The organism is Actinomadura sp. NPDC000929 (assembly GCF_040492065.1).
GTDB lineage: Bacteria > Actinomycetota > Actinomycetes > Streptosporangiales > Streptosporangiaceae > Spirillospora > Spirillospora verrucosospora.
Genome location: NZ_JBEUPA010000017.1, coordinates 12,645 through 31,964, shown reverse-complemented (window position 1 = coordinate 31,964; position 19,320 = coordinate 12,645). Strand labels below are relative to the sequence as shown.

20 protein-coding genes and 1 other RNA gene are annotated in these 19,320 nt (G+C 71.0%); 11 read left to right on the top strand and 10 right to left on the bottom strand.

Going from position 1 to position 19,320, the window contains the following annotated elements; genetic code table 11:
- Nucleotides 1-132: 132 nt before the first annotated feature.
- Nucleotides 133-1,188, top strand: a complete 1,056-nt coding sequence (locus ABWI04_RS09390; RefSeq protein ID WP_353832095.1) for a DUF8094 domain-containing protein — start codon at nucleotides 133-135, stop codon at nucleotides 1,186-1,188.
- Nucleotides 1,189-1,211: 23 nt separating this feature from the next.
- Here ABWI04_RS09390 and ABWI04_RS09385 read toward each other — a convergent pair whose 3' ends face one another.
- On the bottom strand, nucleotides 1,212-1,397 hold the full coding sequence (locus tag ABWI04_RS09385) for a hypothetical protein (protein WP_345177834.1): 186 nt from the start codon (nucleotides 1,395-1,397) through the stop codon (nucleotides 1,212-1,214).
- Between the two features lie 409 nt (nucleotides 1,398-1,806).
- Here ABWI04_RS09385 and ftsE point away from each other — a divergent pair, with 409 nt between their 5' ends.
- From ftsE to ABWI04_RS09345, 8 genes are all read left to right on the top strand, one after another.
- Nucleotides 1,807-2,496: a cell division ATP-binding protein FtsE gene (ftsE, locus tag ABWI04_RS09380; protein WP_067453578.1), complete on the top strand. Its 690-nt coding sequence runs from the start codon at nucleotides 1,807-1,809 to the stop codon at nucleotides 2,494-2,496.
- Between the two features lie 182 nt (nucleotides 2,497-2,678).
- Complete coding sequence (gene ftsX / locus ABWI04_RS09375; protein ID WP_345177836.1) at nucleotides 2,679-3,584, top strand: permease-like cell division protein FtsX; 906 nt, start codon at nucleotides 2,679-2,681, stop codon at nucleotides 3,582-3,584.
- A 125-nt stretch (nucleotides 3,585-3,709) separates the two neighbouring features.
- Entirely contained in the window at nucleotides 3,710-4,846 is a 1,137-nt protein-coding gene (locus tag ABWI04_RS09370) for a S41 family peptidase (RefSeq protein ID WP_353832094.1), read from the top strand.
- Nucleotides 4,847-4,877: 31 nt separating this feature from the next.
- Nucleotides 4,878-5,369: an SsrA-binding protein SmpB gene (gene smpB / locus ABWI04_RS09365; RefSeq protein WP_345177839.1), complete on the top strand. Its 492-nt coding sequence runs from the start codon at nucleotides 4,878-4,880 to the stop codon at nucleotides 5,367-5,369.
- Nucleotides 5,370-5,378: 9 nt separating this feature from the next.
- On the top strand, nucleotides 5,379-7,316 hold the full coding sequence (locus ABWI04_RS09360) for a penicillin-binding transpeptidase domain-containing protein (protein WP_345177842.1): 1,938 nt from the start codon (nucleotides 5,379-5,381) through the stop codon (nucleotides 7,314-7,316).
- 307 nt (nucleotides 7,317-7,623) lie between these two features.
- Nucleotides 7,624-7,996, top strand: a transfer-messenger RNA (tmRNA) gene (gene ssrA / locus ABWI04_RS09355).
- 108 nt (nucleotides 7,997-8,104) lie between these two features.
- A complete protein-coding gene (locus ABWI04_RS09350) occupies nucleotides 8,105-8,539 on the top strand; it encodes an NUDIX domain-containing protein (protein ID WP_353832093.1) in 435 nt (144 codons plus the stop codon).
- 101 nt (nucleotides 8,540-8,640) lie between these two features.
- Entirely contained in the window at nucleotides 8,641-9,975 is a 1,335-nt protein-coding gene (locus ABWI04_RS09345; protein WP_353832092.1) for a serine/threonine-protein kinase, read from the top strand.
- Nucleotides 9,976-10,054: 79 nt separating this feature from the next.
- Here ABWI04_RS09345 and ABWI04_RS09340 read toward each other — a convergent pair whose 3' ends face one another.
- Nucleotides 10,055-10,666 carry a dihydrofolate reductase family protein gene (locus tag ABWI04_RS09340; protein WP_353832091.1) on the bottom strand — a complete coding sequence of 204 codons (612 nt, stop codon included), beginning with the start codon at nucleotides 10,664-10,666 and terminating at the stop codon, nucleotides 10,055-10,057.
- A 74-nt stretch (nucleotides 10,667-10,740) separates the two neighbouring features.
- The gene (locus ABWI04_RS09335; RefSeq protein WP_353832090.1) at nucleotides 10,741-11,583 is read right to left on the bottom strand and encodes an AraC family transcriptional regulator; all 843 of its coding nucleotides are present in this window, start codon (nucleotides 11,581-11,583) and stop codon (nucleotides 10,741-10,743) included.
- A 187-nt stretch (nucleotides 11,584-11,770) separates the two neighbouring features.
- Between ABWI04_RS09335 and ABWI04_RS09330 the strand changes: the two genes are divergently transcribed.
- A complete protein-coding gene (locus ABWI04_RS09330) occupies nucleotides 11,771-12,886 on the top strand; it encodes a glycoside hydrolase family 25 protein (RefSeq protein ID WP_353832089.1) in 1,116 nt (371 codons plus the stop codon).
- 12 nt (nucleotides 12,887-12,898) lie between these two features.
- Here the strand turns inward: ABWI04_RS09330 and ABWI04_RS09325 are convergent, their stop codons facing one another.
- The 7 genes from ABWI04_RS09325 to ABWI04_RS09295 all read right to left on the bottom strand — a co-directional run bounded on the left by ABWI04_RS09325 (nucleotide 12,899) and on the right by ABWI04_RS09295 (nucleotide 18,363).
- Nucleotides 12,899-13,459: a GNAT family N-acetyltransferase gene (locus ABWI04_RS09325; RefSeq protein WP_345177892.1), complete on the bottom strand. Its 561-nt coding sequence runs from the start codon at nucleotides 13,457-13,459 to the stop codon at nucleotides 12,899-12,901.
- A gap of 116 nt (nucleotides 13,460-13,575) precedes the next feature.
- Nucleotides 13,576-13,989: a VOC family protein gene (locus tag ABWI04_RS09320; protein WP_353832088.1), complete on the bottom strand. Its 414-nt coding sequence runs from the start codon at nucleotides 13,987-13,989 to the stop codon at nucleotides 13,576-13,578.
- On the bottom strand, nucleotides 13,986-14,483 hold the full coding sequence (locus tag ABWI04_RS09315; RefSeq protein WP_345177854.1) for an SRPBCC family protein: 498 nt from the start codon (nucleotides 14,481-14,483) through the stop codon (nucleotides 13,986-13,988). The genes ABWI04_RS09320 and ABWI04_RS09315 overlap by 4 nt, the downstream gene beginning before the upstream one ends.
- Nucleotides 14,480-14,815, bottom strand: a complete 336-nt coding sequence (locus ABWI04_RS09310; protein ID WP_345177856.1) for an ArsR/SmtB family transcription factor — start codon at nucleotides 14,813-14,815, stop codon at nucleotides 14,480-14,482. The genes ABWI04_RS09315 and ABWI04_RS09310 overlap by 4 nt, the downstream gene beginning before the upstream one ends.
- Before the next feature lie 142 nt (nucleotides 14,816-14,957).
- Nucleotides 14,958-16,709 (bottom strand): phospholipase D family protein, encoded by a 1,752-nt coding sequence (locus ABWI04_RS09305; RefSeq protein ID WP_353832086.1) that lies wholly within the window; start codon nucleotides 16,707-16,709, stop codon nucleotides 14,958-14,960.
- A gap of 323 nt (nucleotides 16,710-17,032) precedes the next feature.
- Complete coding sequence (locus ABWI04_RS09300) at nucleotides 17,033-17,470, bottom strand: nuclear transport factor 2 family protein (protein ID WP_345177860.1); 438 nt, start codon at nucleotides 17,468-17,470, stop codon at nucleotides 17,033-17,035.
- A 23-nt stretch (nucleotides 17,471-17,493) separates the two neighbouring features.
- Entirely contained in the window at nucleotides 17,494-18,363 is an 870-nt protein-coding gene (locus ABWI04_RS09295; RefSeq protein ID WP_345177862.1) for a TIGR03619 family F420-dependent LLM class oxidoreductase, read from the bottom strand.
- Nucleotides 18,364-18,447: 84 nt separating this feature from the next.
- Between ABWI04_RS09295 and ABWI04_RS09290 the strand changes: the two genes are divergently transcribed.
- The gene (locus ABWI04_RS09290; protein WP_353832085.1) at nucleotides 18,448-19,317 is read left to right on the top strand and encodes an SDR family NAD(P)-dependent oxidoreductase; all 870 of its coding nucleotides are present in this window, start codon (nucleotides 18,448-18,450) and stop codon (nucleotides 19,315-19,317) included.
- Nucleotides 19,318-19,320 lie beyond the last annotated feature (3 nt).

Sequence of the window (19,320 nt, the reverse complement as noted above, 5' to 3'; positions counted from 1 at the left end):
TCCCGGCACTGCTTATCGCCTCGCGGCGGGCGGGCGGAGGTCCGGCCAATATCATGCGGGTGGCAGAATCACGGGCCGAGGAGGTCGGCCGAGGGCGGCCGGCCCTGAAATCTCGCTCCGGGGGACGGGTCTTTGCACAGCTTCCTGCGGGTGGTCGCGGCCGGGGCGCTGCTCACCCTGCTCACCGCCGCGGGCTGCGCCGAGGGCAGGACGGAGGCGCGGCCGACCGTCACCATGCCCGAGACGTCCCCGCCCGCGCCGGTGGCGCTCACCCCCCAGGTCGCCGACCGGGCGTTCCGCTCCTACGTGACCGACGAGGACGTGGCCAGGGCCGCCGGCGACGAACGCCTGGCGCTGACGTGGACGTCCGACGGCCAGTCGCAGCTGACCGCGGCGGAGTTCCGCAAGGCCGCCTACGACGGCGACCCGGTTCGGCGCTTCGTCTACGGCGCCCCCAAGCTCTACGTGCCGAAGCTGAGGGACGCCGCCTACCCGCAGTGGTTCGTGGTGTCGGTCGACCGTTCGGTTGTGGACCAGCCCAAGAGCAGGCGCAGGGCGCTGATGGGCTTCATCCTGCGCGGGCCGTCCGACCACTGGAAGCTCACGGTCGCGACCCTCCTGCAGGAGAAGGTGAAGGAGCCGAAGGTCGCGGTCGACGCCGCCGGGTACGCGACGGCCATGAGCGCGGAGGACGCGACCGTGCTGATCCGTCCCCGCGACGTCGGCGGGATCCAGGCGACGATCGCCGCCGAGGGGCCGCGCAGCGTCGCCGCGAAGGTGATGCGGTCGAACCCCGTCACCACCGGCTTCTACCAGGACGCCAAGCGCGCGAGGAAGAAGGCCAGGAAGAAGGACATCACCTACACCGCCGTCTACACCGCGACGCCGTTCCCCTACTTCGGGCTGCGGACCGAGCACGGCGGCGGGCTGGTGATCTACTCGCTGTTCCGCAACACCTCGCTGATCGCCAAGGATCCCGGAACGCCGAAGCCGGAGATCCCGCAGGAGGCCGAGCACCTGCTCGACGGGACCGTCGAGGGCAACGAGGTCGACACCACGGCCACGCTGCACTTCGCCGCGTTCGACCCGCCGAAGGCCCGGAAGGGCGCCGCGCAGCCGAAGGCGCACATGGTCGCCGACGACGGCGCCGTGACCAAGGCGGGCACGCCGCCGATCAAGAAGCCGTGACGCGTCGGGGGCGTCGGCCCCGGTCAGCCGTAGACGCGCTGGAGGACGAGCGCCGCGAACAGGAGCGCGACGAGTATCGCCAGGACGACGGCGGGCGGCACGGACGGGCCGTGGTCGTGCAGCTCCGAGCGGGCCTCCCGGCAGGTGGGGCAGCGTCCCTCCACCACCGGGTGCGAGCACCGGGCGCAGATGAGATGTTCGCAGCTCATGTCGTGGGCCCCAATCTCCGACAACGGCACGCGGTCCGTGCGGGAAGCGTCGGCCTGTGTGGTCGTTCGTCCACCTATTAGGTATCTTTCGCCATCATCCAGCGTAGCCGGACTGTATGGTCGTTCCGGCAAGTCCGGGGGCTAGACGGTATAAAACGGCCGGACGTCGGGAGACGGTTCACATGGCACTGATCGGACGTCACGAACTGATCGGACGCGGTGCCGGCCCCGGGCGCCCGTACCACTGCGAGTGGGACGAGGTGGTCGCCTCTCCCCTCTACACTGCTCGAAGGCTCCGCGTCCCACCTGGCCGTGAAGCCGGGCGGCGCAGGCAAGGGGTCACGGAGGCTTCCGTGGCCGCGGGCCGGCCCGCTCCCCAACCCCTACAGCGAACCGCCGTGATGCAGCCGTGATCCATTTCGACAACGTCACCAAGGTCTACCCGAGCCAGAACCGACCCGCCCTGCAGCATGTGAACGTCGCCATCGAGAAGGGCGAGTTCCTGTTCCTGGTGGGCCCGTCCGGCTCCGGTAAGTCGACCTTCCTGCGCCTCGTCCTGAAGGAGGAGCGTCCTTCCCAGGGTCACGTGCACGTGGCGGGCAAGGACCTGAGCAGGCTGAGCAACTGGAAGGTGCCGCACCTGCGCCGCAGGATCGGCTGCGTCTTCCAGGACTTCCGCCTCCTGCCCAACAAGAACGTCTTCGAGAACGTCGCGTTCGCCCTCGAGGTGATCGGCAAGCCGCGGCGCTTCATCGGCAAGGTCGTCCCCGAGGTCATCGACCTGGTCGGCCTGGAGGGCAAGGCCCACCGGATGCCGGACGAGCTGTCCGGCGGCGAGCAGCAGCGCGTCGCCATCGCGCGGGCCTTCGTCAACCGCCCGATGATCCTGCTCGCCGACGAGCCGACGGGGAACATCGACCCCGCGACCTCGATCGGCATCATGAAGGTGCTGGACCGCATCAACCGGACCGGCACGACCGTCGTGATGGCCACCCACGACGCCGCGATCGTCGACGCCTTCCGCAAGCGCGTCGTCGAGCTGGAGGACGGCCGCGTCGTCCGCGACCAGTCGCGCGGCGTGTACGGCCAGGCGTACTGACACGGGGCGCGCTGGCACAGGCGTACCGACACAGGCGTGCCGACACGGGCGCACTGACATCTGAACCATCGATTCCCGCCGGGTCGTAGGAAACCCCGAGGGGTGCCCGAAAGGAAGCCGCCCGCCGCGTCCCGCGGCGCCCCGGCTCCCGGCCCAGCAACGGCGATCAAGGACAGCGAGGCATGCGCGTACAGTTCGTTCTCCAGGAGATCTGGATCGGTCTCCGCAGGAACATGACGATGACGATCTCCCTCGTCATCACCGTCGCCATCGCCATGGCGCTCTTCGGCACCGGGCTGCTCCTGCGGCAGCAGGTCTCCGCGTCCAAGAGCTACTGGTACGACAAGATCGAGGTCTCGATCTTCCTGTGCGCGAAGACGAGCTCCAACCCCGTCTGCCAGAAGCAGGACGTCACCGAGCAGCAGCGGGAGACGCTCAAGGCGCAGCTGCAGAAGATGCCGCAGGTCTCGGATGTCCAGTACGAGAACAAGCAGCAGGCCTACGCCCGCTTCAAGGACCGCTTCGCCGGCTCGCCCGGGTTCGTGGAGAGCACCCGCGAGGGCGACATCCCCGACTCGTTCCGGGTCAAGCTGAAGAACCCGGAGGAGTACAAGGCGGTCGCGCAGGCGATGCTCAACCAGCCCGGCGTCGACTCGGTCATCAACGAGCAGGAGATCCTGAAGCGGTTCTTCCGGATCCTGAACGGACTGCAGGTCGCCGCGCTGACGATCGCCTTGATCCAGGTGATCGCCGCGGTGATGCTGGTCGGCAACACCGTCCGGCTGTCGGCGTTCAACCGGCGCCGGGAGACCGGGATCATGCGGTTGGTCGGGGCGTCCAACACCTATATCCAGCTGCCGTTCATCCTGGAGGGCGCGATCGCCGGGCTGATCGGCGGCCTGTTCGCGTCGGTGCTGCTGATCTTCAGTAAGAAACTCCTGGTCGACCGGTTGGCGGGGGACGTCCAGCTCGTCAGCCAACTCGGCTGGAGCGTGGTGATCCTCGTCATCATCGTGTCGATCTGCTTCGGCGTCCTGCTGTGCGCCGTCTCCTCGTTCCTGACCCTGCGCAGATACCTGCGAATCTGACGCCTCCGCCGGATCCGGCCCAACCGCCGGATCCGGGCCGTGGCGCCGCCCTACACTTGCCGCATGGTCGTCCCCTCCGCGCCCCCGTCGCGTCCGTGTCCCCGCTGAGCAGGAGACGGGGCGGCGTGCTGCGCGGCGCGGCCATCGCGACGGCGATCGTCTGCGCCTACGGCGCGGGGGTCGTGAGCGGCTCGGGCTCCGATCGGCACGCGGCCGTCGCCGGGGGCGGCTCCGTCCTCGACGAGGCCGCCGTGAAGATCGGCGGACGGGCCGCGCGGCCCGTCGACCGCGGCGCCCTCGACCGCGCCGCCATCGAGGGCATGCTGCGCGGGCTCGGCGACCGGTGGGCGCACTACTACTCGGCCCGCGAGTACGACGACGTCGAGGGCCGCCTCACCGGCCGCTACAGCGGCGTCGGCCTGTGGCTCGGCCGCGAGGACGGCGACTCACGCGTGCTGGTGGCGAGCGTCCAGCCCGGCACCCCCGCCGCCCGCGCCGGCGTCCAGGCCGGCGACGTCGTCGCCCGCGTCGGCGACGCCTCCGTGACCGGCTGGGACATCTCCCGCGTCGCCGAGGCGCTGCGCGGGCGTCCGGACGAGACGGTCGAACTCACCGTGGAGCGCGAGCGTCGAACCAGGAGATTCCACCTCGTCCGCACGAAGGTCTCTGGAGGGGACGTCACCGTGACCGAGCTTCCCGAGCGCGCGCGGATGATCCGGGTCGGCGCCTTCACCCGCGGGACGGGCCGGCAGGTCCGCGCGGCCGTGACCGGGCGCTCGCCCGCGGGCGGCGTCCTGCTCGACCTGCGCGGCAATCCCGGCGGGCTGGTGGACGAGGCGGTCGAGACGGCGTCGGCGTTCCTGGCGGACGGCCCGGTCGTGACCTACGAGCCGCGCGGCAGGCCCGCCGAGCGGCGCGCCGTCACCGCTCCCGGCGACGCCCGCACCCCGCTCGTCGTGCTCGTCGACGCGGGCACCGCGAGCGCCGCGGAGATCGTCGCGGGCTCCCTGCGCGACCGCGACCGCGCGGTGATCGTAGGATCGCGTACGTACGGGAAGGGCTCGGTGCAGGAACCCCTCCGGCTCGCCGACGGGTCGGTCATCGAGCTGACCGTCGGTCGCTACCGCACCCCGAGCGGCCGTAACCTCGACGGGGTCGGCATCGAACCCGACGTGGAGGTCTCCGCCGACCGCCCCGCGAAGGCGGCCGAGCGACGCGCCCGGACGGTGCTGCACGGCCTCGACGCGGCGATGCCGGGCTGAAGACGACGACGCGGGACTGAGGACTGAGGACGTGGCACGGGACACCGGGCGGAAGAACGACACCGGGCGCAAGCTCATCGCCCAGAACAAGCGGGCCCGGTACGACTACCACATCGACGACACGTGGGAAGCGGGCATGGTGCTGATGGGCACCGAGGTGAAGGCCCTGCGCGCCGGCCGGGCGTCCCTGGCCGACGGCTTCGCGCACGTGCGCGACGGCGAGGTGTGGCTGGAGAACGTCCACATCCCCGAGTACACGCAGGGCACCTGGACCAACCACGCCCCCCGCAGGCGCCGCAAGCTGCTGCTGCACCGCCGCGAGATCCAGAAGATCATCGCGAAGTCGGAGGAGCCGGGCTGGACGCTGATCCCGCTCTCCCTGTACTTCAAGGACGGGAAGGCCAAGGTCGAGATCGGCCTGGCCCGTGGTAAGAAGACCTACGACAAGCGCCAGGCCATCGCCAAGCGGGAAGCCCAGCGGGAGATGCAGAAGGCTGCGGCGGCCCGGTTCAGGAGACGGTGAAGGGTGTCGATGACGAACCGAGGCCGGAGGCGGGCCCGTGCCGGGGCCCGGACGCCGCTGCTTTCGCCCGCGCGCCGCCGGGCGGTCGCTCTGGCGGCCTGCGGCGCGCTGGTCGGGACGATGACGACCGGGTGCTGGGCCGAGCCGTCGGCGATGCCCGCCGTCCGCGACTTCCTCATCGCCTGGCAGGTCGGCAACTACGAGGCCGCGGCCGGGCGGACCGTCGGCGCCGACCGCCGGCAGGTCGAGGACGCGCTCGGCCGCGTCCGGCAGCAGCTCGACGCGGCGTCCCTGCGGCTGTCGCTCGGCACCGAGGTCGAGGGCTCCGGCGTCGACCAGATCGTCAAGAAGGGCGACGAGGCCGACGCCCGCTTCACCGTGAAGATCGACCTGGGTGAGAACGGGCAGCCGTGGGAGTACCCCGGCCTGATGCACCTGCGCCGCGTCGGCGGCAAGTGGAAGGTCGTCTGGGACCCCTCCATCATCAACACCAAGCTGAAGCCGGGGCAGCGCCTCGCCGTGGTGACGCAGGTGCCGAAGCGCTCCCCGATCACCGACACGCAGGGCCGCTCCGCGCTGCGCGAGATCGGCGCCTACCAGGTCGGGGTGTTCCCCGGGCAGCTCGCCGACCCGCAGAAGACCATCGACCTGCTCGCCAAGCAGACCAAGATCGACGGCGGCCGGCGGCTGGACTCCGAGCGCCTCCTCGGCCGCGTCCGGTCGGCCCCGCCGCAGACGTACCTGCCGCTGCTGACCCTTCAGGTCCCCGCGCACAACGCGCTGATCCAGCGGCTCACCCACATCCCGGGGCTGCAGTTCCAGGGCGTCCGCGCGCCGATCGCGCCCGCGTACGCCCCCGAGCTGATCGGCAACCTCGGCCCCGCCACCGCCGACCGGCTCCAGCAGGTCGGCGCCCCCTACCAGCCGGGCGACACGATCGGCGTCAGCGGCATCCAGCTGCTCCAGCAGCGCCGTCTCGCCGGGACGCCCACGGTCAGCGTCGTCGCGCAGGACGAGACCGGCAAGAGCACAGAGCAGCTGCGCTCCTGGCCCGGCCAGGAGCCGCAGCAGGTCCAGACGACCCTCGACCCCGTCTACCAGCACCACGCCGACGACGCCCTGGCCGCCCTGCAGTTCCCGGCGTCCATGGTCGCCGTGCGGCCGAGCACCGGCGAGGTGCTCGCCGTGGCCAACCACGGCACGGGCGGCCAGAACCTCGCCTTCGAGGGCCACTACCCGCCCGGCCTGACGTTCGGGATCGTGTCCGCGCTGGCGCTGTTCTCCCAGGCCGGCATGAAGCAGTCCACCGAGACCACCTGCCCCGGCACCGTCACCGTCGGCGGCAAGACGTTCACCAACAAGGCCCGCCCCGACAGCAGCTTCGCCAACCACTTCGCCGCGTCCTGCAAGACGACCCTCGCGCAGCTCAGCGGCAAGGTCGACGCCCAGACCCTCCTCCGCGAGGCGGCGCAGCTCGGAATCGGCAAGAACTGGGGCCTCGGCGTCCCCGCCTTCACCGGCTCCGTCCCGGCGCCCGCGAACGACGGCGACAAGGCCGCGGCCATGGTCGGCGAAGGCGCCGTCCAGGTCAGCCCGCTGGCGATGGCCATGGTGGCCGCCGCCGCCTACAGCGGCACCTGGCGGCCGCCCTACGTCCTCAAGGATCCGTCCACGACGGCCCAGGCGCCGCAGGCCCAGAGCCCGCCGTCGGAGTCCATCTCGAACCTCAAGAGGGTCCTGAGCCGCACCGCGTCCCGAGGCAACGCCCGCGGCGCCCGCGTGTCCGGCGACGTCGTCGGCGTCGCCGCCCTCACCACCTACAACGAGGGCGGCCGTCCCAAGACCGTCTCCTGGTTCGTCGGGTCCAGCGGCGACCGCGCCTTCGCCATCGCCGTCGAGGGCGTCGTCAACACCCCGGCCCTGGCGGCGAAGTTCCTCGGCGGTTAGGCCCTTTGTCAGCTCTTTACGGACGGGACGCAACCAACCCGCCCCCCGCGTGCGTCTTTACGGGTGACTGAGCCACCGCTTGGGGGGTTGCGGACTCAGTCGCCGTGATGAGACCAGAGCCTCGTCTCGGGGGAGGCTCTGCCGTCCGGGCCGGCCCGACCCTGCCGGTCGACCCCGGTGGACGCGACATCGTTCGCGTCCACCGGGGTTCACGTGTGTCCGGGGGAATCACGTTGCCCTCGCACGCGTTATCCTTGTAGCGTCATCGTGCGGACGTCCTCGGACGGACGCTTTGACAATTGAACATGGGGGTGACCGGCTTCGACTTCGGTCGTTCGAGCCAGGGGAAGCGGGTCGAGGGTTGCTGTCGTGACCTCGTAAATCCTGTGACAGCAAACCAATAACTGCCAACAAGAAGCAGTCCGAGTTCGCCCTCGCCGCCTGAGCGAGGAGCGAACTCTGTCAGCCCGGGCGCGTCTCCGTCCCGGGGTCTGGCATCGCTAGGAGACTCCACCTTCCGGTCCGGTCGCGGGCCCGGTAGGGACATCTAACAGCGACTGAGTCCGTCGGCGACACGCCTGCGTGAGCGCCGGGACTGAGAAAACGCTAAGCAGGCTGCACCCGGAGAAGCCCTGACCCATCACCGAAGGACGCGGGTTCGATTCCCGCCACCTCCACGGCACACGAAGCCGCCGATCAGACGAGTTCTGGTCGGCGGCTTCTTGCATGAACGAGCAGACGCCCCTCGCTCCAGGTGTGGAGGGAGGGCCATCGGGGAGCTTGCCGGCGTGGACGTACGGGTTACCGGGGTCGTCATCGAGGACGGCCGGATTCTGCTGCTGGACCAGGACACCGACACCGGGCGGTCGTGGTCGTTGCCGGGCGGCAAGGTGGAGGAGGGCGAGCCGCTGGCCGATGCGCTGGTCAGGGAGATGCGGGAGGAAACCGGCGTCGACGTCGAGGTCGGTCGGCTGCTGTACGTCTGCGATCACATTCGCGGTGGCGCGCACGTCCTGCACATCACCTTCGAGGCGCGCCGCGTGGGCGGCGCGGCCGGGGCCGTGGCCGGGACGGCCGACTCCCGGCCGATCCGCGGAGTCGAGTTCGTGGGGCTCTCCGACCTGGTGGGGCTCGGTTTCGGCGAGCGGTTCGCCGCCCTCGCGGGGGCCGGTTTCCCCGGAGCCGGCTCCTACATGGGCGCCAAGAGCAACATCGGCCTCTGACCCCGGCGAGCACGAGAGCCGCCGGGATCCCCGGTGGAAGCCTCGTCGCGACAAAAGAACATCCTTGTACGAGTGTTGAGGGCGTCGGTAGGTTCGCCGGTGTGACACGTGCACCGGAGACGGCCCCCGGACGGCTGGTCGGCGGGCGGTACCGGCTGGTCGAGACGCTGGGGCGCGGCGGGTTCGGCCTCGTCTGGAGGGCGCGGGACACCGTCCTCGGGCTCGACGTGGCGGTCAAGGAGATGCGGCCGCCCGCCGCCGAGCTGACCGAAAGGGTCGCGCGCGCCACCCGCGAGGCGCGCAACGCCGCGCGGCTGCGCGAGCACCCGAACATCGTCAGCGTGCACGACGTCGTCGTCGAGGACGGCCTTCCCTGGATCGTCATGCAGCTCGTCGACGGGCACTCGCTGCACGACCGGATCGCGCGGTCCGGCCCCCTGCCCGCCGCCGGGGCCGCACGCGTCGCCGCCGGCCTGCTGGACGCGCTGGAGACGGCGCACGCCGCCGGAATCGTCCATCGGGACGTGAAGCCGGCGAACGTGCTGCTCACCCCCGGCGGGGACGCCGTCCTCACCGACTTCGGCATCGCCGTCCATCACGCCGACACCACGCTCACCGCGACCGGCGCGTTCATCGGGTCCCTGGAGTACATGGCCCCGGAGCGCATCGACGGGAACGACGATCCCGCCTCCGACCTGTTCTCCCTCGGCGCGACGCTCTACCACGCCGTGGAAGGCGTCTCCCCGTTCCGCCGCGACACCACCTCCGCCACGCTGAAGGCCGTCATCAACGACCCTCCGGCGCCGCCGGGGCGCGCCGGGGGGCTCACCGGGCTCATCACCCGCCTCCTGGCCAAGGAGCCGGGCGAGCGTCCGACGATCTCCGAGGCGCGCGTTCTGCTCGCCCGGGCGGCCGGACCGGAAGGCCCGGGCCTCCGGGACCCGGGCCAGGCCGAGCGTGCGACGGTCACCGAGGTCCGCCGGCCGCCCGCCGAAACGAACGACGGCCGCACACGGGTCGGTGACGGGGCATCGTGGTGGAGCCGGGCTTCGACCGTCCGCCAGACGGCCGTGGCGGTCGCGGTGGTCGCGGGCCTGCTCGGGCTGGCCATGGTCGTCGGCCGCCAGGTCTACGGGCGGCCGGCCGCCGGCGCCACGATCGGTGACTGCGTGTACCTCTCCGGCGACTCCGACTTCGGGTTCGGCACGAAGGAGGGGGACTGGTACCAGACGCCGTGCGGCCTGCGGTTGGCCAAGGGCACCGCCTACAAGGTCGTCGGCCAGACGGCCGACGACCCCGACGACCCCGATCGGGAGGATGCCACCCACGGCTGCAAGTACTACTCGGGCTGGAACAGCAGCGCGATGGTCAAGACGTTTCTCGGCGTGGACCCGCGGGGTCTGGCCAAGAACCTGTGCCTCGCGCCGGTCGACTGACCTGCCCGCACGCCCCATGCCCGCGCGTGACGGGGGAGCGCCGAAGCGGTGTCCCGGCTTGGTGTCCAGCCGTGCGGGCCTAGCGACGCACCTTGTACCTCAGGTGCAGCACCCGCTCGCCCTGGATGACCACGTGCGGGTCCTCCAGCAGGTACTGACGGTCGACGGCGCCGAAGAAGCGCTTGCCCGTCCCGAACACGACCGGCACCACGTCCATCGCCACCTCGTCCACGAAACCGGCCGCGAGGATCTGCCCGCCCACGTCGCCGGCGTTCACGGCGACGGCCCGCTCCCCGGCGAGTTCCTGGGCCTTCTCGATCGCGGCCGTCACGTCGCCGGCGAAGTGGTACGACGCCTCCGGGTGCCAGCCCTCGGGCTTGGGCCGGTGGGACACCACGACCACGTGGTCGCCCGTGGGCGGCCGTCCCTCCCAGCCGTTCACCAGGTCGAACAGGGTGCGGCCCATCACGATCACGCCGATCGACGCCCACGTCGCCCCGACGTACTCCGCCGACGACTTCGAGACCCTGACGCCGCCTCCGGTGCCGGAGTGGTCGTACTCCCCGGCGCCGCCTCCGCCGATCGGGACGTCCCCGTCGAAGTACCAGTCGTGGAGCGTTCCGACCTGGTCCTTGTCGTCGGCGATGAAGCCGTCGACCGACATGACGCTGTGCATGATCACTGTCCCCACGGGTCCCCCTCGGGTCTCGTCGCCTGCTCGCCTCCGATCCTGTCGTCTCCGGGAGCGGCCGCGCTTGTAAGAAATCAATCGGCGGGCATCGGGCCGCTGTCGGGCGGGAAACCCGCCTCGGCGGGGAACCGGCGCCGCAGGGCCAGGTACTCCGCCGGGGTGTGGCCGGTGAAGTCCTTGAACTCCCTGCTGAAGTGAGCCCGGTCGAAGTAGCCCGCCGCGTGGGCGAGGTCCGACCAGTCGACCGGGCGCAGGGCGTCCACGGACAGGATCAGCCGCGCGAAGCGGTAGATCCGCGCCACCCGTTTCGGGGTGACGCCGACGTGGGACTTGAACTGCACGGCCAGGTGGTTGCCGCTCACCCCGGCGGCGTCGGCCAGCGCCCCGACCGGGACCGCGCCGTGGGACGTCTCCAGGCGTCCGCCGGTGTGCTGGACCAGCCCGAGTCCGCGCGGGGCCACCTCGGCGAGCCGCGACCGCAGCTCCTCCTCCACCACCCGCAGCGCCTCGTCGGCCGACGCGCTTTCGCCGACCCGGTCGCGGATCCGGTTCACGGACCGCTGCCAGACGGCGTCGGCGGGCACCCAGCGGTCGCGCAGCTCGGCCGCCGGCACGTCGACGAACGGCGACAGCCCCCACGGCTTGAAGTGCACCCCGACCAGCCGCACGCGCGCCGGGTACTCGATGAGGAAACGCCGGGTCCATACGCCCATGAACCATCCGCCGGCGAACACGGCCGGGGGCACCGAAGGGTCGGAGTCCCGCAGGCGGGCGGGTTCGCCCAGGTTGATGAACAGGTGCGCGGACGGCATCGGCGGCACGTTCATCCGGCGGTGGCGCGGCACCCCGGACAGGCAGTAGATGTCGTCGATGAACCGGTCGAGCGGCGCTGCGGGCACCCGGCCGACATATCTCATCGAAACAGTGTGGCCGACCGGGGCGATGGTCTCCATGCGCGGGGCCGTGGAGACAGCGTCTTACGGTCCGTTTCGCTATGGCTTCCTCCCGTATCGGCAATCGTGACCAAGCGGTTGCTCAGAGTAAGTTCCTCATGGTGTCGCATCGGGTTCCGTCCGCGATGCGGGGGCCGGGGGAGGAGCCGTCGTGCTGTACGGGGTCGATGTGGCGAGTTACGAGGGCAGGCCGGACTGGCGGCGAGTCCACGCCTCGGGAATCCGGTTCGGGTTCTCCAAGGTCAGCGAATCGACCACCTACGTGAATCCGACCTGGAGCCACAACCGCTCGGCGATGCTCGCGCTGGGCGCCGACTTCGTACCGGGCGGCTACCACTTCCTCCACGGGGGCGACGGGGCCGCGCAGGCCCGCTACTTCCTGGACAGGGCCGGTGACGTGTCCCGCCTCGCCCTCGCACTCGACGTCGAGGCGTCCGGCGCGGACGCGCCCACCGCCAGGGCGTGGGTGGCCGAGGTGAAGCGCCGCACCGGCGGGCATCCCGTCATCGGCTACTTCCCGCGCTGGTACTGGGAGCAGCACGGCCGGCCCGACCTCAGCTTCTTCGACACGATCTGGCAGTCGCGGTACGTGTCGGGCTCCGGCTCCCCTGCCGCCCTCTACCAGAAGGTTCCCGCCTCGTTCTGGATGCCGTACGGCGGAGAGCCGATGTCGATCCTGCAGTACTCGTCCAGCGGCTCGGTACCGGGGATCACGGGCCACTGCGACGTCAACGCCTTCCGCGGCTCGCTCGCGGAACTGAAGGCGCTGGCCCTCGGGTCACACGAGGAGGACGAAGTGCCCATCCGCAGCAGCTACGGCAAGACCAGGCCCCAGGTTCTGGCGTGGGGGCAGTTCACTGTCCTCAACTGGGACGTCACCCACGCCGACCCGGCCAACTCCCACTCGGAACCGGACAAGGACCATCCCGACGGATATCCCGGCTACGTGGCTCCGCTCTCCACGTGGGCGGACATCACCGCCGTCGTCGGCGTCGAGGGAATGGGCCTCGGCGACGAGTACCAGATGCGGTTCGAGGTCCACGACTGGAAGAACGGCCAGTCGGCCGGGGTCTGGTCCGAAACCCGTGCCGACGCCCTGGCCACCAGCGGCGCCCAGTACGTCACCGGCGCCATGCCCAAGGGCCTCGGCAAGGGCCAGCACGTGTACGTCGCGATCGCCGTGTTCCCCTCCGGAGGCGACCCCGGAAGCCGCCCGGCGCCCCGCGCGACGTCAGGCCGCTGGACCATCGCCCAGGACCGCGGCTGACCGGGAGCGGCTCTAGGGCGCCTGTTCGGATGCTCGCCACTCCGGGGCGAGCACTGACCAGACCTCGATGTCCTGCCGTTCGCCGCGGTAGAGGTAGCTTTCCCGCAGGGTGCCGTCCTTGGTCATCCCGAGCCGCTTCGCCACCGAGATGCTGGGCTGGTTGGCGGCCGAGACGCGCCATTCCACCCGGTGGATGCCGCGCTCCTCGACGGCCCAGTCGATGATGGCGCGCACCGCCCTCGTCACCAGTCCCCTGCCCGCCGCCGACGGCTCCAGCCAGCAGCCGGCCTCGGCGGTGCCCTGGTCGACGTCCATCGTCACGAAGAGGACGCCGCCCACCAGCCGTCCGTCGGCCCAGATCCCGTAGATGCGCCCCCTGTCGGCTGCGGCTTTGTCCGCGTACGCCTGCAGGTGCGCGCGGCTGGATTCCAGGTCCGTGACGCGGTCCGGGAGCCCGACGTGCCGGCCGATGAACTCCCGTCCCCGGTCGATGTGGGCCAGGAACTCGTCGGCCTGCCACGGTTCGAGGGGCCGCAGCTCCGCGCCGTCGTCGCCCAGGGACACCGCGTACATCCACGCCTCCACGGTCATAACCAGCACAGACTGCCGTGGATCCTCTCACGACCCGGCGCTCGCCCCCCATGCGCCCACGACGTCCCCCGACGCTGCGCTGCGGCCTGGCGAATCGTTCAGGGGCGCCAAGGCATGTGCTGGAGGGTCCAGGTGTTGCCGTCCGGGTCGGCGAAGCGGGCGTAGAAGACGCCGCCCATGTCCTCCACCGGCTCCACGTCGGCGCCGCGCTCGATGAGGTCGGACCGGGACTGCTCGATGTCGCTGACGACCAGGTGCAGGCCGCGCTGCGTCCCGACCGGCATGTCCATTCCCGGCAGGCCCTCCGTCAGCGCGATCGAGCAGGCCGAGCCCGGCGGGGTGAGCTGGACGTAGCGGACGCCGTCCGCGGGTCGTACGTCGACGTCGGCGTTGAAGCCGAGACCGGTGTAGAAGTCCTTGGCCCGGTCGATGTCCTCGACGGGTACCGGGACGAGTTCGAGCAGGAGCATTCCGGGGCGCACGGGCAGCACCGGGCTTGGGGACTCGGTCATGGGCGGTGTCCTTTCGAGAGCAGGTCGTCGAGTCGGTCGTAGGACTCGCCCGCACCGCGCCGCATCGGGCTGCGGAGCACGCTGTCGCGCGTCGCGCGGGTGGGGTAGCGAACGGTGATGTTCATGGCGGTGCGGCCGTCCCGCTCGTCGAAGACGGTGGTGACCAGGGCCTCGCCGGCCTCCCAGCCGTCGCGGATCTCGCTCTGCACCAGCCGCGCGGGCGCGTCCACCTCGAGGAAGACGCCGCCGTAGCCCATCTCGGCGCCGCCCGGGCCGTGCGAGACGAAGCGCCAGGCGCCGCCGGGACGCAGGTCGATCTCGCAGACGGCGAGCCGCCAGCCGCGGGCGCCGTGCCACTGCCTGAGCAGTTCCGGACGGGTGAACGCGTCGAACACCCGCCGCCGGGGCGCGTCGAACGTCCTGCTGAGCAGGATCTCGGTGTCGGACGGCGTGCTGACCGCGAGGCCCGGCCCGCGGGGCCGCCAGACGGTCACGAGCCGTCCCGCTCTTCGAGCCGGGCGAGCAGCTCGTCGAGTTGCCGGTAGCTCTCCTCCCAGTACTCGCGGAAGTCGGCGAGCCAGTCCAGGGCCTCCCGGAGGGGCCGGGCCTCAAGCCGGCACGGCCGCCGCTGCGCGTCCCGGCCGCGCGAGACCAGGCCGGCGCGTTCGAGCACGCGCAGGTGCTTGGACACGGCGGGCTGACTCATGGCGAACGGGGCGGCGAGCTCGCCCACCGACGCATCGCCCTGGGTGAGGCGGGTCAGGATCGCCCGCCTGGTCGGGTCGGCCAGCGCGGCGAACGTCGTGTCCAGAGTACGGGTGTCCACAAGAGAAACCTTCCGGTTCTATAACCAGAAGGTTTCTATCCATGGACGCCGCGGCCTGTCAAGCGTGGAGCCGTGAGAGGGGCATGCCGGGGCCGGGGACGTCCGTGTGCCGGACGCCCCCGGCCCCGCCGCGCGGCGACGCTCAGAAGGTCATGCGCGAGTCGGCGTCCTCGCGGTCGTGCTGCTCCTGCGAGTACGGTTCGGTCACCGGCATCGGCAGCTGGAAGCTCTTGAGCCCGGGCAGCAGCTTGACGTGGGACGGGAGCGCGCCGCCCCAGCTCTCGGACCACAGGGACAGCGCGTTGCCGAGGTCGAGGAGCTCGTCGTAGCCCGGCTGGACGGCGCCGGCCATCAGCATCTCTGACGGCAGGGTCATCCCGCAGTACTTGGCCCACAGGTCGCGGCGCAGGCGGCGGACGAGGCCGGTCTCCGTGGCGTCCAGGACGGCGACGGACAGCTCGGTGTCGGTGTAGAGGCTGCGCCGCATCGCGTTCGCCGACCCCACGATGCAGAAGACGTCGTCGATGATCGTCACCTTGCAGTGCACGGCCGTGCCGGGCCAGCCGTACACCTCCAGGCCCTGGAGGCCGCTGCGGCTGCCCAGCAGGAGCTGCGGGACGTTCGGAATCAGGTGCTTGTTGACCGCCTCGGGCATGTCCCCGCTCGGCGGGTTCGTGGGATCGCCGCCGTGCAGCAGGATCACCTTGAGGTCCGGTTTCTGCAGCAGCCGGGCGTTGATCCAGTCCATGATCTCTTCGCTGCTGAAGGCCTGGTCGGCGATGAAGATGTACTTCTCGGCCCCGCCGATCGCCTTCTGCAGCGCCACCTTGAATTCGAAGAGGCCGTCGGGCGCGAAACTGATCGGCGCCTTTCTGAAGCCGACGCCGGCGGTGATGAGGGCCCGCACCACCGAGCTCTTGCCGTAGAGCCAGGCGGGGCCGGACGAGGAGAACCGCATCTGCGGGACGGTCCGGAGCACCTGGACATGGGCGCCGGTGCCGTTGCCGCGCGGCGGTTCCGGCGGGTCGGGGACCGCCGTGGCCGTCTTGAGCCGCGATTCGATCGGATGGCGGTCGACCACGAAGTTCTCGGCGGGCAGCTTGAGGTTCTCGGCCCACATCTGCTGGAAGAACCGGTGGATCGCGGCGGCCGCGGGACCGGTGACCCGCACCGCGAGGTCGTGCCAGGCCGGGGCAGTCCGGTTCATGACCGGGTCGATGCCGCCCGTGAAGGCGCGGGTGGACGTGTGGTCGCCGGCCACCACCAGCTTGCAGTGCACCGCGCCCAGCGGGTGCGCTGTCAGGTTGACCATCACCTTGCCGGCGCCCTGCTCGCCGAAGCGGCTGCGCATCTCCGCGACGCTGAGCAGGGTCTGCGCGTTCACGATGCGGATCCCGCCGAACTCGGGGACGTCGTACCGGGCGGCGAACGGCGACACCCAGGCGAGGATCCGCACGTCGGCGCCGGACTTGTGAAGCTCCTCCAGGCGCCGGGAGAGCAGTGCGCCGCTCGGGAGCGTCAGCGGCGGGTACTCCGCGCCGACCCGGACCGGCCGGGTGTAGTCCTTCAGCACCGGGAACTGCTGGACGATGGTGCCGGCGAGTTCTCCGAACGCCTGGACCTCGGTGTCGGCCGGCAGTCTGCTCAGGCCGAGCCACCACGCCGTCAGGTACAGGTACCGGCCGTTCGCGGTGGACGCGCGCAGGGCCTCGATCTCGTCTTCCAGCGCCTTGAAGTACGCCACTCCGTTGATGAAGTGGTCGACGGTGTTCCCGGAAAGGTCACCGAGAAAGTTCTGTTGCGGCGCGTACTGCCCGTCACCCCACTCCGGCCGGTCGGTCTCGCGCGCCAGGTACCTGCCGATCAGAGACTGCGGTTTCGATGAAGGATTCATCCCCGCCCCTTCTCCCCGGCATCCCGCCGAGGGCGTGCCCTGACGATAGGACCGCGGAACTGCCCGCCAGAATTAACGAAAAGGTGATATCTAATGCCATAACTGGCCGGATTGGGACACGTACTGTGTGCGATGGTGTCTGGTCGGGGGCCAGGCTGGCTTGCCAGCACCGCAAGGAAGGCGCGCTTTTGTGGCGATGCGGACCGAAGTGCTTTCGGCGGCAGCAGGCCTCGCGCCGATGGTGGCGGTTGGGCAGGCGGCTCCGCGAAGGTCGGGAGGGCGGCGCTGACCGCGTGGCTCCCCCCGGGCCGGGCTCCGTCAGGTCACGGCGTCGTGAGGGTGGCCATGGCGCGGTCGGGCTCCCAGTGGGCGCGCAGGGACGTGATCCTTCCTGCGCCGTCCACCGTGTAGACGAGGACGCAGTCGATGGTCATCGTGGCGCCGTCGGGCGTCGTGGTCGTGATCGTCGCGACGTTGGCGCAGCAGGGGCCGTTGGCGAAGGAGTCGGCGACGCGGAAACGGAAGCCGGCGATCGTGGAGATGAAGGAGTTCCAGAAGTTCTCGATGCCGTCCGGGCCCCGGTGGCCCGCGCCCTCGGGATCGAGGAAGGACGGGCCGACCGGGTCCTCGATGAGGGCGTCCGGGGCGAACAGGGACAGCCAGTCGTCCTTGCGGCCCTCGGCGACGGCGGTCATGGAGGCGCGGGCGGCGCGGCGGGCCGGGTGGTCGGCGTCGGGGGCGTCCCAGGCGATGGCATCCACTGTAACGTGTTCTCGTTTCGGGGTCAGGAGGCGGTCTTGGCGATGACGGTCTCGGCGAACCGTTCGAGGTTCTCGATCTTCTTGGCCAGCGGCTCGGTGTCGGGCCCCTCGGCGTAGGGCATCCGGAAGCCGACGATCACGTCGGTGACGCCCTTGTCCTCCAGCCGCCTCACCCCGTCGGGCGTGTAGGCGTCCATCGAGATGACGTGCACCTCGAAGGGGTCGCCCGCCTTGCCCTCCGCCTCGCGGATCCGGTCCAGCCGGGCGAGCAGGCCGTCCAGGTCGTCGCCGCCGCCCGCGTGCATCCAGCCGTCCCCGCGCACGACGGCGCGGCGCAGCGCGGCCTCGCTGTGCCCGCCGACCAGGATCGGGAAGGGCCGCGCCGGGCAGATCTTGACGGCCGGGACGTCGAAGTGCTCGCCGTGGTACTCGAAGTACCCGCCGGCGCTCAGCCCCCGCACGATGTCGATGGCCTCGTCCATCCGCCTGCCGCGCCGTTCCCACGGGACGCCCATCACCTCGAAGTCCTCGCGCCAGGGGCTGAGCCCGACGCCGAGGGCGAGCCGCCCGCCGGTCAGGCACGCGACCGACGTCGCCTGCTTCGCCACCAGGACGGGGGGACGCACCGGGAGCTTCAGCACGAACGGCGTGAACCGCAGCCGGGAGGTCACCGCCCCCATGGCCGCGATCAGCGTGAACGTCTCGATGAAGGGCTTGTCCTCCAGGAACTCCCGGCTGCCGTCGGCGGTGTACGGATACACCGAGTCCGACTCCTTCGGGTACACCAGCGAGTCGGCGACCGACATGCTCGTGTACCCGGCCTCCTCGGCGGCCCTGGCCAGCGGCAGGTAGAACGACGGGTCCGTCATGGCCTCGGCGTAGGTGAACCTCATGCGGAAATAGTAGAACGTGTTCCACTTCGGTGCCAGGGGCGCCGCGCTGTTGCCCGGGGGTGCGCGGGGTGGTTCGGTGGGGGCATGGAGCGCAGGATCGCGATCGTCACCGGGGGGACCTCCGGGATCGGGAAGGAGATCGCGCGGGGGCTGGCCCGGGCGGGGATGCTGGTGGGGATCGTCTGCCGGAACGAGCTGCGCGCCGCCGCGACGGTGGAGGAGCTGACGGCGGACGTGCCGGGCGCGCGGGTCGAGACGTTCATCGGCGACCTTTCGGTGCAGATGGACGTCCGGCGGGTCGCGGCGTCGCTGGAGGAGCGGTTCGACCGGCTGGACGTGCTGGTCGACAACGCGGGCGTCTACCTGCTGCGGGCCAAGGTCAGCGCGGACGGGTACGACCGCGTGATCGCGACGAACCACCTGGGGCCGTTCCTGCTGACGAACCTGCTGCTGGGCCTGCTGGAGAAGGGCGCGCCGTCGCGGGTGGTGGTCATGGCGTCGGAGGCGCACCGGTTCTCGGACAGGCTCGACGTCGAGCGGATGGCCGAGCCCATGTCCTACGGTCCGTCCGGGGCGCTCCGCGTGTACGGGCGGTCGAAGCTGCTCAACATCCTGTTCGCGCAGGAACTGGCCAGGCGGATGGAGGGCAGCGGCGTCACCGCGAACGCGGTCTCCCCGGGGTTCGTCGCCACGAGCCTTGGAAGGGACGTCCGCGGCACCGAGCGCGTCTTGGCCCTGTTCTCGCACACCCCAGTGATGCGGACCCCCGCGCAGGGGGCGCGGATGGCTCTGCGGCTCGCGCTGGACGAGGAGTTCGAGGGGCGCAGCGGCGGCTACTACAGCTCGACGCCGGGCGCCGGAAGGCTGCCGACGGTCGAGGCCTTGAAGGATTCGGAGCTGCGGCGCGCGGTTTGGGACCGTTCTGTCCGTCTTGTGGGGCTGCCCGCCCTATAGGGT